At 69.4% G+C, this 12,415-nt stretch carries 13 protein-coding genes; 2 read left to right on the plus strand and 11 right to left on the minus strand.

Annotation, left to right across the window (positions count from 1 at the left end; all coding sequences use genetic code 11):
• Positions 1 to 146: 146 nt before the first annotated feature.
• Both AC5L38_RS35500 and AC5L38_RS35505 read right to left on the minus strand, forming a co-directional pair.
• Positions 147 to 1,424 (minus strand): serine hydrolase domain-containing protein, encoded by a 1,278-nt coding sequence (locus AC5L38_RS35500; RefSeq protein ID WP_495247183.1) that lies wholly within the window; start codon positions 1,422 to 1,424, stop codon positions 147 to 149.
• A 190-nt stretch (positions 1,425 to 1,614) separates the two neighbouring features.
• Positions 1,615 to 1,857, minus strand: a complete 243-nt coding sequence (locus AC5L38_RS35505) for a DUF6343 family protein (RefSeq protein ID WP_495247184.1) — start codon at positions 1,855 to 1,857, stop codon at positions 1,615 to 1,617.
• Positions 1,858 to 2,181: 324 nt separating this feature from the next.
• Between AC5L38_RS35505 and AC5L38_RS35510 the strand changes: the two genes are divergently transcribed.
• A complete protein-coding gene (locus AC5L38_RS35510; RefSeq protein ID WP_495247185.1) occupies positions 2,182 to 2,688 on the plus strand; it encodes an SPW repeat protein in 507 nt (168 codons plus the stop codon).
• A 172-nt stretch (positions 2,689 to 2,860) separates the two neighbouring features.
• Here the strand turns inward: AC5L38_RS35510 and AC5L38_RS35515 are convergent, their stop codons facing one another.
• The 5 genes from AC5L38_RS35515 to gap all read right to left on the minus strand — a co-directional run bounded on the left by AC5L38_RS35515 (position 2,861) and on the right by gap (position 6,707).
• Complete coding sequence (locus tag AC5L38_RS35515) at positions 2,861 to 3,208, minus strand: RNA polymerase-binding protein RbpA (RefSeq protein WP_012892502.1); 348 nt, start codon at positions 3,206 to 3,208, stop codon at positions 2,861 to 2,863.
• Between the two features lie 77 nt (positions 3,209 to 3,285).
• Positions 3,286 to 3,516, minus strand: coding sequence for a preprotein translocase subunit SecG (gene secG / locus AC5L38_RS35520; RefSeq protein ID WP_030905020.1), 231 nt, complete (start codon positions 3,514 to 3,516; stop codon positions 3,286 to 3,288).
• A gap of 132 nt (positions 3,517 to 3,648) precedes the next feature.
• Positions 3,649 to 4,434: a triose-phosphate isomerase gene (gene tpiA / locus AC5L38_RS35525; protein ID WP_495247186.1), complete on the minus strand. Its 786-nt coding sequence runs from the start codon at positions 4,432 to 4,434 to the stop codon at positions 3,649 to 3,651.
• Positions 4,435 to 4,515: 81 nt separating this feature from the next.
• Positions 4,516 to 5,703 (minus strand): phosphoglycerate kinase, encoded by a 1,188-nt coding sequence (locus AC5L38_RS35530; RefSeq protein ID WP_495247187.1) that lies wholly within the window; start codon positions 5,701 to 5,703, stop codon positions 4,516 to 4,518.
• Positions 5,703 to 6,707 carry a type I glyceraldehyde-3-phosphate dehydrogenase gene (gap, locus tag AC5L38_RS35535; protein ID WP_495247188.1) on the minus strand — a complete coding sequence of 335 codons (1,005 nt, stop codon included), beginning with the start codon at positions 6,705 to 6,707 and terminating at the stop codon, positions 5,703 to 5,705. The genes AC5L38_RS35530 and gap overlap by 1 nt, the downstream gene beginning before the upstream one ends.
• Positions 6,708 to 6,923: 216 nt before the next feature.
• Between gap and AC5L38_RS35540 the strand changes: the two genes are divergently transcribed.
• Positions 6,924 to 7,430 (plus strand): hypothetical protein, encoded by a 507-nt coding sequence (locus AC5L38_RS35540; protein ID WP_495247189.1) that lies wholly within the window; start codon positions 6,924 to 6,926, stop codon positions 7,428 to 7,430.
• Between the two features lie 96 nt (positions 7,431 to 7,526).
• On the opposite strand, the gene whiA is transcribed toward AC5L38_RS35540, so the two are convergent.
• The 4 genes from whiA to uvrC form a co-directional block, all read right to left on the minus strand.
• Positions 7,527 to 8,507 carry a DNA-binding protein WhiA gene (gene whiA, locus AC5L38_RS35545; protein WP_329079024.1) on the minus strand — a complete coding sequence of 327 codons (981 nt, stop codon included), beginning with the start codon at positions 8,505 to 8,507 and terminating at the stop codon, positions 7,527 to 7,529.
• A 93-nt stretch (positions 8,508 to 8,600) separates the two neighbouring features.
• Positions 8,601 to 9,536: a gluconeogenesis factor YvcK family protein gene (locus tag AC5L38_RS35550; RefSeq protein WP_495247190.1), complete on the minus strand. Its 936-nt coding sequence runs from the start codon at positions 9,534 to 9,536 to the stop codon at positions 8,601 to 8,603.
• Positions 9,533 to 10,405: an RNase adapter RapZ gene (gene rapZ, locus AC5L38_RS35555; protein WP_389913526.1), complete on the minus strand. Its 873-nt coding sequence runs from the start codon at positions 10,403 to 10,405 to the stop codon at positions 9,533 to 9,535. The genes AC5L38_RS35550 and rapZ overlap by 4 nt, the downstream gene beginning before the upstream one ends.
• Positions 10,402 to 12,357, minus strand: a complete 1,956-nt coding sequence (gene uvrC, locus AC5L38_RS35560) for an excinuclease ABC subunit UvrC (protein WP_495247217.1) — start codon at positions 12,355 to 12,357, stop codon at positions 10,402 to 10,404. The genes rapZ and uvrC overlap by 4 nt, the downstream gene beginning before the upstream one ends.
• Between the last annotated feature and the right edge of the window lie 58 nt (positions 12,358 to 12,415).

The following is a 12,415-nucleotide window of genomic DNA, read 5'->3' on the forward strand; positions in this document are numbered from 1 at the left end:
TCTCCGGCGGGACACCGGAACGGAACCTCCGGGCGAGGCCGCGAGACCGGAGGTCCCGTTCCGGGAGACCGGGAAGTGGCGAGAGAGCGGGAAAGCGATCCCGCTCTCTCGCCCGCGGAGCTCCGGGAGAACCTCGAAGCCCGGGCTCAGAAGTACTTCGAGGTGAGGTCGGTCGTCGGCCAGGAGGTGACCGCGCGCGCCGTCTGGTAGAGAAGCGGGTCGATCACGTCGAAGTCGGGCGATCCCTCCTCCTCGCGGCGGTTGAACGTGGCGCAGTAGGAGATCCCGCCGCTCAGCCGGGCCAGGTAGGTGAACGTGCCGGGCATCGAACCCACGTGCCAGGTGTTGATGCCGGCGCCCGAGGCCCGGATCAACCAGCCGCCGCCGTACCAGGATCCGCCGGAGGTGACGCCGGTCTCCGGCTTCGCGAACAGCTTCGCGATCGAGGTGGCGTTCAGGACCGGGCCGGCGGCGTCGTAGACCATCGCGAACCTCACCATGTCGACCGCCGAGGCGGTCCAGCCGCCGTTGGCGTCATGGTTGGGCATGTTGAAACCGCCGTAGGGGTACGGCACGACGGTGCCGGAGCCGTCCACGACGGACTTGTTGGTGAACTTCGAGACGTAGTTCACCTCGCCCGCGGGCGACTCCGCCCGCAGGCTGCGGCCGAGCCGCATCCTGGTGACCCCGGCGGGCGCGAGGAGCCTCTGCTTGACGTACGACTCGTAGCTCGCGCCGGAGACCTTCTCGACGATCCGCCCGAGCAGCGCGTAGCCGTAGTTGGAATAGACCATCTTGGAACCGGGGTCGAAGTCGAGGGGGCGGGCCGTGGAGTAGCGGATGATGTCGTCGTGGCCGATCGGCAGCGGCACGCCGAGGGCGGCGGAGATCGTGTGGTCCATCCAGAGCCGGTCCTTGGAGACCGCGGCGTCCCAGCCGCCCAGGTGCTGCATGAGCCTCAGCACCGTCACCTGGGCCAGCCGGGGGTCGGCCGCCGCCGAGAGCCCGAGCAGCGTGGTGACCGGGGCCGAGAGGCTGAGCCTGCCGTCCTGGACCAGCCGCATGATCGCGGCGGAGGTGATGTGCTTGCTCAGGCTGGCGACGCGGAACAGCGAGGTCGGCTGCACGCGCGCGAGGATCGGCACGTTCTGGGCGTTGCGCACCGAGTACGTCCCGTACCCGCGCGCCAGCAGGATCTTGCCCTTCCGCGCGACCGCGAGCTGCGCGCAGCCGATCTCGCGCTCGGCGACGTACTTCCTCATCACGTCGTCGAAGCTCTTCAGCGCCGCGGGGACGACCCCGCTGACGAGCGGCTCCCCCGCCGCCGCCCGCGCGGGCCCCGCCCCCAGGGCGAGCGCGGGCACGACTCCGACGCCCGCCTGGAGAAGCCGCCGTCGCGTGACCCCGTTGTTGACTGCCGTCACTTGTGTCCCCCACATCACGTACGTGTAAGAAAGATCCACATATTACGGATCTTCCTGGTACTTCGTACGGATGATCAGGACAATTCACGGTCGGCGGCCCGGTGCGGATCCGCCGCGCGGACCGGCGGGACGAGCCGCCGGCCACCGGGCACACGGCCGTCCGCGCGTTCTCCCGCCCGAAGGCGGTCTCCTACTCGAAGAGGGTGTGCCGTTCGCCGCGCCGGCGCCTGCGGGCGATCCTGATCCCGACCACCACGATGTCCACCACGGCGACGGCGGCCAGCACGGCCAGGGCCACGGCGAGCGCGGTGATCCCGGCCCACGCCGAGAGGGCGGCCAGGGCCGCGCACACCACCAGGCCGAAGGTCGCGAGGAAGAGCCGCAGATTCAGCGCGCTCTTCGGGTGATCGTGCGTTCCTGTCTTCTCGTCCATAAGGTCACCTCCGGGCAACCTCGTTCTCCCCCGGCTCCATGTTCGCGCGAGGGGTGTGCCCCATCCCGTACCCAGGACGTGCGGCGCCACCCCGGCGCCATCACGATGATCAGGCCGGTTCGGCGCGGGCCCTCCCCCGGCGGCGCGGGAGGTCACGAGGGTGCGGGCCCGCCGGGGGAGGCCGTCGGAGCCCGCGTCCCGGCGATGTCATTAGCGAAACTTGCCCTCTTTTGGGCTGTTTAGAGCTTATGTCGGGTATATCAGCACAAATCCGCTTTGGCGGGAAATCGGGATTTACCGAAGAGCGGTAAGGGGGAATGGGGCATGACGAGACCCACCAGTCTGGAACACCACCCCGATCTCATCGAGATGCGGGAAAGATACGAACGAGCGGGCTCCAGCTCGGTAGCCCAGACCATCGAGGGGCTGGGCCTCCTGGCAGGTCTGTATCTGGCGATCTCACCCTGGGTGGTCGGTTTCAACGGCCTGTCCAGGCTCGCCGTGAGCAACCTCGTCACCGGCATCGCGGTCGCCGCCCTGGCCCTCGCCTTCGCGTCCGCCTACGGCCGGACGTACGGGATCAGCTGGGTCGCGCCGGTCATCGGGATCTGGACCATCGTGTCCCCCTGGATCACCGGCTCGGCGACGAGGGGAAGCATCTGGAACAACGTCATCACCGGCATCGTCATCCTCCTGCTCGGCCTGGGGGCGGTGGCGATCGGCTCCAAGAAAATGTCCGGCATGGCGCAAAGGAGAGACGTTTCTCACATGGGCGACGCGTCCGGCAGATCAGACATGCCACACAGGCCTGACATGCCCAACAGGCCCTAGCCCGGGTGTGACGCACGGCGGCGAAGAGGACCTGCCCGGGAAGGCGTACGACCTCGCCCCTGACGACCTGGTCGCGGCCATGGCGCGCGAAAGACCCCCGTGAGGATCTCCCACGAGGGTCTTTCAGGTGTGCGATGTCAGTGCCCCCGGACCCGTACGGCCGGGGAACCGGCTAGTAGATCGGGCGCGAGGAGGAGCGCAGCCGCTCCAGGGCCTCGGCCAGGATCTGCGCGCCGTCCTTGTCGCTGCGGCGCTCCTTGACGTACGCGAGGTGCGTCTTGTAAGGCTCGTTGCGCGGCGGCGCGGGCGGGTTGGCCTCGTCCTGACCGGCGGGGAGGCCACACCGGGGGCAGTCCCAGAACTCGGGAACGGCCGCGTCGCTGGCGAAACTGGGGCGCGTCTCGTGCATGTTCGCGCACCAGAAAGGCACCCGCACACGGGGGGCCGCCTCACCGCGCTCCGCCTCCCCCATCGGGCCGGCACCGACACGGCTGCCACGGATCGCGTTGCCACTACCCACGGATGAACTCCTTGCTCGATGGCCCCGCCGCTTGGGGATGCGGGGACTGAACCACTGTCACGCCTGTCGAAGCCGGGTCAGGGCCGCAGAAGCAGGCCCAGCGCGATGATGCAGACGAACCAGACGACACCGGTGATGACGGTGAGCCTGTCAAGGTTGCGCTCCACCACGGAGGAGCCTCCGAACGACGACGAGAAACCGCCACCGAACAGATCCGAGAGACCACCGCCCTTGCCCTTGTGGAGCAGGACGAGCAGCATCATCAGCAAGCTCGACAGGATGAGGGCGATGGAGATTCCGATTGTCACCGTTGACCTGTTCCCTATGTGCGCGTGTCCCGCGTCCGGGCACGACCCTTGTGTACGCCGAAGGCGTGACGATTCAAACTTGCTCTAAGAGGGTATGACGTGCTGTCAAGTCGTACCCACCGAATGGCTCAGTCAGCTCGACAATTCGCCAAAACGGCAAATCTTGACGAACTCCCCGGGGTCGAGGCTCGCGCCACCGATCAGGGCACCGTCGACATCAGGCTGCGCCATGATGCCCGCGATGTTGTCTGACTTGACCGACCCACCGTAAAGGATACGGACACCGGCGGCCACTTCGGCGTCGTACAGCTCGGCGAGTCGCGCCCGGAGTGCCCCGCAGACCTCCTGCGCGTCGTCCGGGGTGGCCACCTCGCCGGTGCCGATCGCCCACACCGGCTCGTAGGCGAGCACGATGGAGGCTACCTGCTCGGCGGTGACCTTGCGCAGCGCGCCGTCGAGCTGGGCGACGCTGTGGGCCACCTGGCCACCGGCCCGGCGCACCTCCAGGCCCTCCCCCACGCACAGGATGGGGGTGAGCGAGTGCCGGTAGGCCGCCTGCACCTTGGCGTTGACGACGTCGTCGTCCTCGCGGTGGTACTGGCGGCGCTCGGAGTGCCCGGCGAGCACGAAAGTGCAGCCGATCTTGGCGAGCATGGCACCGGAGATCTCGCCGGTGTAGGCGCCGCCGTCGTACTGCGACAGGTCCTGCGCGCCGTAGACGATCCGCAGCTTGTCGCCGTCGACCAGGGTCTGGACCCCGCGCAGGTCGGTGAACGGCGGCAGCACGGCCACCTCGACCCGGTCGAAGTCCTTGTCGTTCAGCGCGAAGGCGAGCTTCTGGGTGTGGGCGATGGCCTCGAGATGGTTGAGGTTCATCTTCCAGTTGCCTGCCATGAGCGGCTTACGAGGTGTGCTCATCGTTCGCTCACCACTCCTTGATCACTGCGCGGACGGCGTCGGTCGTCGACCGGCCACTCCGCTCACCGCGTGGGTCCACTTCTACCGCTCCAGCGCCACGAGTCCGGGGAGGGTCTTGCCCTCCAGGTATTCGAGACTGGCCCCGCCACCGGTGGAGATGTGCGAGAACCCGTCCTCGTCCAGGCCGAGCCTGCGCACGGCGGCGGCGGAGTCTCCCCCGCCGACGACCGTGAAGGCCTCCGAGCCGATCAACGCCTCGGCGACCGCGCGGGTTCCGCCGGAGAAGGCCTCGAACTCGAAGACGCCCATCGGGCCGTTCCAGAACACCGTCCTGGCGTCGGCCAGCTTGCCCGCGAACAGCTCGCGGGTGCGCGGGCCGATGTCGAGCCCCTCGCGGTCGGCCGGGATCGCGGTGGCGTCGACCACCTCGTACTCGGCGTCCTCGGCGAACTCGACGGCCGCCAGCACGTCGACCGGCAGGACGATCTCCACGCCGCGCTTGGCCGCCTCGTCGAGGAAGCCCCGCACCTTGTCGAGCTGGTCCTCCTGGAGGAGTGACTTTCCGACCTCGTAGCCCTGGGCCTTCAGGAAGGTGTAGGCCATGCCGCCGCCGATGAGGAGCCGGTTGACCTTGGTCAGCAGGTTGCCGATGACGCCGAGCTTGTCGGAGACCTTGGCGCCGCCGAGCACCACGACGTAGGGCCGCTCGGTCTCGTCGGTCAGCTTCCTGAGCACCTCGACCTCGGCCACGACCAGCCGGCCGGCGGCGTGCGGCAGCAGGCCGGGCACGTCGTAGACGCTGGCGTGCTTGCGGTGCACCGCGCCGAAGCCGTCGCCCACGTAGACGTCGGCGAAGGCCGCCAGCTTGGCGGCGAAGGCGGCCCGGTCCTCGTCGTCCTTGGACTCCTCGCCCGGTTCGAAGCGCAGGTTCTCCAGAAGGGCCACCTGGCCGTCCTGGAGGCCCTCCACGACGTCCTGGGCGGACTTGCCGACCACGTCCGTGGCGAAGGCGACGTCGGCGCCCAGGAGCTCACCCAGCCGCTTCGCGACGGGGGCCAGGGAGTATTCCGGGTTCGGCTTGCCCTTGGGGCGGCCCAGGTGCGCGACGACGACCACGCGGGCACCCCTGCCCGCGAGCTCCTTGATCGTCGGCACCGAGGCACGGATGCGGCCGTCGTCGGTGATGACGTCCCCCTCCAGGGGGACGTTGAGGTCGGCGCGTACCAGGACGCGCCGACCCTCGACGTCGAACTCGGAGATGTCCTTCATCAGAGGTCGGCGCCGACCAGCTCGATGAGGTCGACGAGACGGTTGGAGTAGCCCCACTCGTTGTCGTACCAGCCGACGACCTTGACCTGGTTGCCGATCACCTTGGTGAGGGGCGCGTCGAAGATGCAGGAGGAGGGGTCGGTGACGATGTCGGAGGAGACGATCGGGTCCTCGCTGTAGGTGAGGTAGCCCTTGAGCTCGCCCTCGGCCGCGGCCTTGAGCGCGGCGTTGACCTCCTCGACGGTGGTCTCGCGGCCGACCTCGACGGTGAGGTCGGTGGCCGAGCCCGTGGGGATCGGCACGCGCAGCGCGAAGCCGTCGAGCTTGCCCTTGAGCTCGGGCAGCACCAGGCCGATGGCCTTGGCGGCGCCGGTCGAGGTCGGCACGATGTTGATCGCGGCGGCGCGGGCGCGGCGCAGGTCGCTGTGCGGGGCGTCCTGCAGGTTCTGGTCCTGCGTGTAGGCGTGGATCGTGGTCATCAGACCCTTCTCGATACCGAAGGTGTCGTTGAGGACCTTGGCCATCGGCGCCAGGCAGTTGGTGGTGCAGGAGGCGTTGGAGATGACCGTGTGATTGGCCGGGTCGTACTTGTCGTGGTTGACGCCCATCACGACGGTGACGTCCTCGTTCTTGGCCGGGGCCGAGATGATGACCTTCTTGGCACCGTTCTCGGCGTGCACGCGGGCCTTGTTGGCGTCGGTGAAGAAACCGGTCGACTCGACGACGACGTCGACGCCCAGGTCGCCCCAGGGCAGCTTGGCGGGGTCGCGCTCGGCGAAGGCCTTGATGGTCTTGCCGTCGACGATGATCTCGTCGGCGGTGCTCTTCACCTCGTACGGCAGACGGCCGAGGATGCTGTCGTACTTCAGCAGGTGGGCGAGAGTGGCGTTGTCGGTCAGGTCGTTGACCGCGACGATCTCGATGTCCTTGCCGCTGGCAGCGACCGCGCGCCAGAAGTTGCGGCCGATGCGGCCGAATCCGTTGACGCCTACGCGGATGGTCACGGTGCCGATCTCCTCGTACGTCGATGCGCCGGTCTCTCGGGATCGGCGACTTGGGGCGGGCTGAAACCTCAACCACGAACCTTATCGGACCCAAATTGGCCTAGACCACTTGAGGGGGTGCTCCGTTATTCGTTAACCCACGAACAGGTATCGCACCATTCAAGTAAAGTGCCCGACTCGTCACCGCAAATACCTCCAACCCCATGAGGAACCCCTATGACAGACAACGATCCGCACCTGACGAACGGGCTCCTACCAGGCATTCTCATCGGCCTTGTGGCCACCGTCGTGGGAGCCGCGGCCTATGGCGCGCTCATCGCCTTCAGCGGGTACGAGATCGGATTCGCCGCCGTCGGCGTCGGCGTCCTCGTCGGCCTCGCCATGGTCGCGGTCAGGCCGACCAGCCCGGTGCTGCCGCCGCTGGCCGCCTTCCTCTCCCTCGCCGGCGCCGCGCTCGGCCAGATCGCCGGAGCCGTCATCGTCTGGGTGGGACTGTCCGGCGAGGGTTACGGCCCCGCCGTCATGCGGGTTCTCAACGCCTTTCCCGATGCCCTCGGCAACGACCCCGTCTCGCTGCTGTTCTGGGTGGTCGCCGCGTACGCGGGCTTCAGCTTCGTGAACAGGCGCGTCAAGGCCGCCCGTGCGGCCCACGACGCCTCGTCCGCCCCGCAGCCGGACGAGGCCGACCGGGTCAACTACTTCGAGCCCAGAAAGCAGCCCTGAGAGAAAGCAGCCCTGAGAGCAGCCCTGGGCGACGGGCCCCTTCGGCCGCACGCTCCTTGGCGATGCGCTCCTTGGCCGCGCGACCCGGGGAAGGACCTACGGGGCCAGCATGTCGACGGTGAGATTGGCCTCGGTGTTGGGGATGCCGATGTCCTGGGCGCGTTTGTCGGCCATGGCCAGCAGGCGGCGGATGCGACCGGCGATGGCGTCCTTGGTCAGGGGCGGGTCCGCGAGCTGGCCGAGCTCCTCCAGGGACGCCTGCTTGTGCTCCACCCGCAGGCGGCCGGCGATCACCAGATGCTCGGGGGCCTCCTCCCCGAGGATCTCCAGGGCCCGCTGGACCCTGGCCCCGGCGGCGACCGCGGCGCGGGCCGAACGGCGCAGGTTGGCGTCGTCGAAGTTGGCCAGCCGGTTGGCCGTCGCGCGGACCTCACGGCGCATCCGCCGCTCCTCCCAGGCCAGCACGCTGTCGTGGGCGCCCAGCCTGGTCAGCAGCGCGCCGATGGCGTCGCCGTCGCGGACCACCACCCGGTCGACGCCGCGCACCTCACGCGCCTTGGCGTGGATCTTCAACCGCCGCGCGGACCCGACCAGCGCGAGCGCCGCCTCCGGCCCGGGACAGGTGACCTCCAGCGACATCGAGCGCCCCGGCTCGGTGAGCGAGCCGTGCGCCAGGAACGCCCCCCGCCAGGCCGCCTCGGCGTCACAGGTCGCCCCCGCGACGACCTGGCGGGGCAGGCCGCGGACCGGGCGCCCGTGGTTGTCGATCAGACCGGTCTGGCGGGCGAGCGCCTCCCCGTCGCGGTAGACCCGCACGAGGTAACGCGAGCCCTTGCGCAATCCGGCCGGGGCCAGGACGAGCACCTCCGCCTTGTGCCCGAAAACCTCACCGATGTCCTTGATCAGCCGCCGGGCGGTGACGTTGGTGTCAAGCTCGGCCTCGATCACGATCCGGCCGCTCACCAGGTGCAACCCGCTCGCGAACCGCAGCAGCGTCGACACCTCGGCCTTACGGCAGCAAGGCTTCAGGACCGGCAGCCTGCTCAGCTCGTCCTTGACCACACCTGTCATCGCCATGCGCGTTCGTCCTCCCCCATACAGACCCCATGCGACCCGAGATGAATCGGGCTCACAGAAGTTTCTCGCACTCCTGAGCACCGCTGACCAGGATCAACGCTTCTCACGGAAAATCTCGTCCAGGACGGAGGCAAGACGTTGTGCATCGTGTCGCGGGGAGCCGTCCTCGTCCGCCACGGAGGCCAGGACCAGCCGCCCGCCGAGGTCGGCCGCGGCCTTCTCCAGCTCCTCACGATCCTCGATCACCCCGGTGTCGGCCACGACGACGTCGATCTCCAGGGAGGGCGCGTGCTGGCGCAGCACCTCCAGGTGCTTCTGCGGGGAGAAGCCGTCGGTCTCCCCCGGCTGCGGGGCGAGGTTCAGCGCGACCAGGCGGCGCGCCCGGGTGGTGTGCAGCGCCTCGGCCAGCTCGGGCACCTTCAGGTGGGGCAGCACGCTGGTGAACCAGGATCCGGGGCCGAACACCACCCAGTCGGCGTCGAGGACCGCCTGGACGGCCTCGGGGCACGCCGGCGGGTCCTCGGGAAGCAGCGAGATGGCCCGGACCCTGCCGGGGGTGAGCGCGCAGGCCACCTGGCCGCGTACCGTGCTCACCTCGCCGTCCAGCTCGACCTCGGCGGCGATGTCGAGCGGCACCGAGGACATCGGCAGCACCCGCCCGTGCGCGCCGAGCAGCCGCCCCAGCCAGTCGAGCCCGGAGACCGTGTCGCCGAGCCGCTCCCACAGCGCCACGATCAGCAGGTTGCCGATCGCGTGGCCGTGCAGGTCGCCCTCGCTGCGGAAGCGGTGCTGGACGACCTCGCTCCAGGTGCGCCCCCACTCGTCGTCGCCGCACAGGGCGGCCAGGGCCATTCGCAGGTCTCCCGGTGGGAGCACGCCGAGCTCACGGCGGAGACGGCCGCTCGACCCCCCGTCGTCGGCGACGGTGACCACCGCCGTCAGCCGCGGGGTGACCCTCCGCAACGCCGACAGCGAGGCGTACAGCCCGTGTCCTCCACCCAGCGCGACGACCTTTAGACCCTCGTTCACTCCCGGCCCACATCCCGATGGCTCACCTGCACCTCCATGCCACCCCTATCGCGCAGCCGCCCGCCGATCTGCTCGGCCATGGCGACGCTGCGATGCTTGCCGCCGGTGCAGCCGACGGCGAGCGTGGCGTAGCTCTTGCCCTCGCGGGTGTAGCCGGAGGCGATGATGGAGAACACCTCCTCGTAGGCGTCGAGGAGTTCCTTCGCACCCGCTTGGTTGAGAACGTACTCCCGTACGGGGGCGTCCAGTCCGTTCATGGGGCGAAGCTCGGGGACCCAGTGGGGGTTGGGCAGGAACCGGCAGTCGACGACCAGGTCCGCGTCGACGGGCAGGCCGTACTTGTAGCCGAAGGAGACGACGTTGACCCGCAGGCCGGGACGGTCCTCGCCGCCGAAGAAGGCGACGATCTTCCCGCGGAGCTCGTGGACGTTGAGGTTGGAGGTGTCGATCACCAGGTCGGCGTTGGCCCGGACCTCGCGCAGGATGCCGCGCTCGCGGGCGATCCCGTCGACCAGGCGGCCGTCGCTCTGCAGCGGGTGCGGGCGGCGGACGTTCTCGAACCTGCGGACCAGCTCCTCGTCACTGGCCTCCAGGAACACCACGCGCACGGCGACGCCGCGCCCCTCCAGCTCCTCGATCGCGCTGTTGAGGTCGCTGGTGAAGGCCAGGCTGCGCACGTCGACCACCGCGGCCACCTTGTCGGCGGCCAGTTTGACCCGCCCCGCCTCCTCGGCCATGGCGAACAGCAACCCGGGTGGCAGGTTGTCGATGACGAACCACCCCAGGTCCTCCAGGGCCTTGGCGGCGGTGCTCCGCCCCGCCCCCGACATTCCGGTGACGAGGACGAACGCGGGCTCTCTTTCGCTCATGGGTTCTGCCCCTTCAAAGCCGACACGATCGTCTCGGCCGTCGAGGGGCCGATCCCGGGAACCTCGCAGATCTGCGCCGCGGTCGCCTCTCGCAGCCGTTTCACCGATCCGAAATGCTTGATCAACGCCTGCCGGCGGGCCGGGCCGAGACCGGGAACCTCGTCCAGAGCGCTTTCCTTGACGCTCTTCGACCGTTTGGATCGATGGTAGGTGATGGCGAAGCGGTGGGCTTCGTCGCGCACCCGCTGGAGAAGGTAAAGGGCCTCGCTGGAGCGGGCGAGGATCACCGGCAGGTCGTCGCCGGGCAGCCAGACCTCCTCCAGCCGCTTGGCCAGGCCGCACACCGCCACGTCGTCCACGCCCAGCTCGTCGAGCGCCCTGCGGGCCGCCGCGGCCTGCGCGGGACCGCCGTCGACGACGACCAGGTTGGGCGGGTAGGCGAACTTGCGCGGCTTGCCGGTCTCCGGGTCGATGCCCGGCGTCCGCAGGTCCCGCGGTCCCGCGGCGGCCCCTCCGTCCGGATCGGCCTCGGGAGCCGCGTCGAGCTCCCCGACGGCGGAGCGCTCCTCCAGGTAGCGCTTGAACCGGCGGGAGATCACCTCGTATATGGAGGCGACGTCACCCTCGGTGGAGCGCACGGAGAACCTGCGGTACTCGCTCTTGCGGGCCAGGCCGTCCTCGAACACCACCATGGAGGCCACCACGTCGGTGCCCTGGATGTGGGAGACGTCGTAGCACTCGATGCGCAGCGGCACCTGGTCGAGGTCGAGGGCGTCGGCGACCTCCTGCAGCGCCCTGCTCCGCGCGGTCAGGTCGCTGGCCCGCCTCAGCTTGTGCTGCTTCAGGGACTCGACGGCGTTGCGCTCGACGGTCTCCATCAGCGACCTCTTGTCGCCGCGCTGGGGGACCCTGATCTCCACCCGCGCCCCGCGGTGCTCGCCGAGCAGCTCGGTGACCGCCTCGGCGTCGGGGGGCAGGACGGGCACCAGCACCTCCCTGGGCAGCGCCTCGGCGGCCGCGTCGCCGTACATCTGCAGGAGGAACTGCTCGACCAGCTCGCCCGGCGCGGCCTCGTCGACCTTGTCGACCACCCAGCCGCGCTGGCCCCTGATCCGCCCGCCCCGGACGTAGAACACCTGGACGGCGGCCTCCAGCGGATCCTCCGCCAGGGCGACCACGTCACAGTCGGTGTTGTCGCCCAGGACCACGGCCTGCTTCTCCATCGCCCGCTGCAGCGCCTGGACGTCGTCGCGCAGCCTGGCGGCCCGCTCGTACTCCTGCGCGACGGCGGCCTCGCGCATCTCGCGCTCCAGCCGCTTGACGAACCGGCCGGTGTTGCCCGCCATGAACTCGCAGAAGTCGTCGGCCAGCTCCCGGTGCTCCTCGGCGGTGACCCTGCCGACGCAGGGGGCCGAGCACTTGTCGATGTAGCCCAGCAGGCAGGGGCGGCCGATCTGCGCGGCCCGCTTGAACACCCCGCCCGAGCAGCTCCTGATCGGGAAGACCCGCAGCAGCAGGTCGACGGTCTCCCTGATCGCCCAGGCGTGGGAGTAGGGGCCGAAGTAGCGGGTGCCCTTGCGCTTGGCGCCGCGCAGCACCTGGACCCTGGGGAACTCCTCCGCCATGGTGACCGCGAGGTAGGGGTAGGACTTGTCGTCGCGGTACTTGACGTTGAACCGGGGGTCGTACTCCTTGATCCAGGAGTATTCGAGCTGGAGCGCCTCGACCTCGGTGCCGACGACCGTCCAGTCGACGCCCACGGCCGTGGTGAGCATGGTCTGGGTGCGCGGGTGCAGGCCCGCGAAGTCGGCGAAGTAGGAGTTGAGCCGCTGGCGCAGGCTCTTGGCCTTGCCGACGTAGATGACCCGGCCCTCGGCGTCCTTGAACCGGTAGACGCCCGGGGACTCGGGGATGGACCCCGGCTTCGGCCGGAAACTCACCGGACCACCCACAGATCTCGCCACACGGAAAGCCTATCGGCCCGGACCGACAGGTTTCCTTACAGCTTTT

Source organism: Streptosporangium nanhuense, assembly GCF_059358815.1.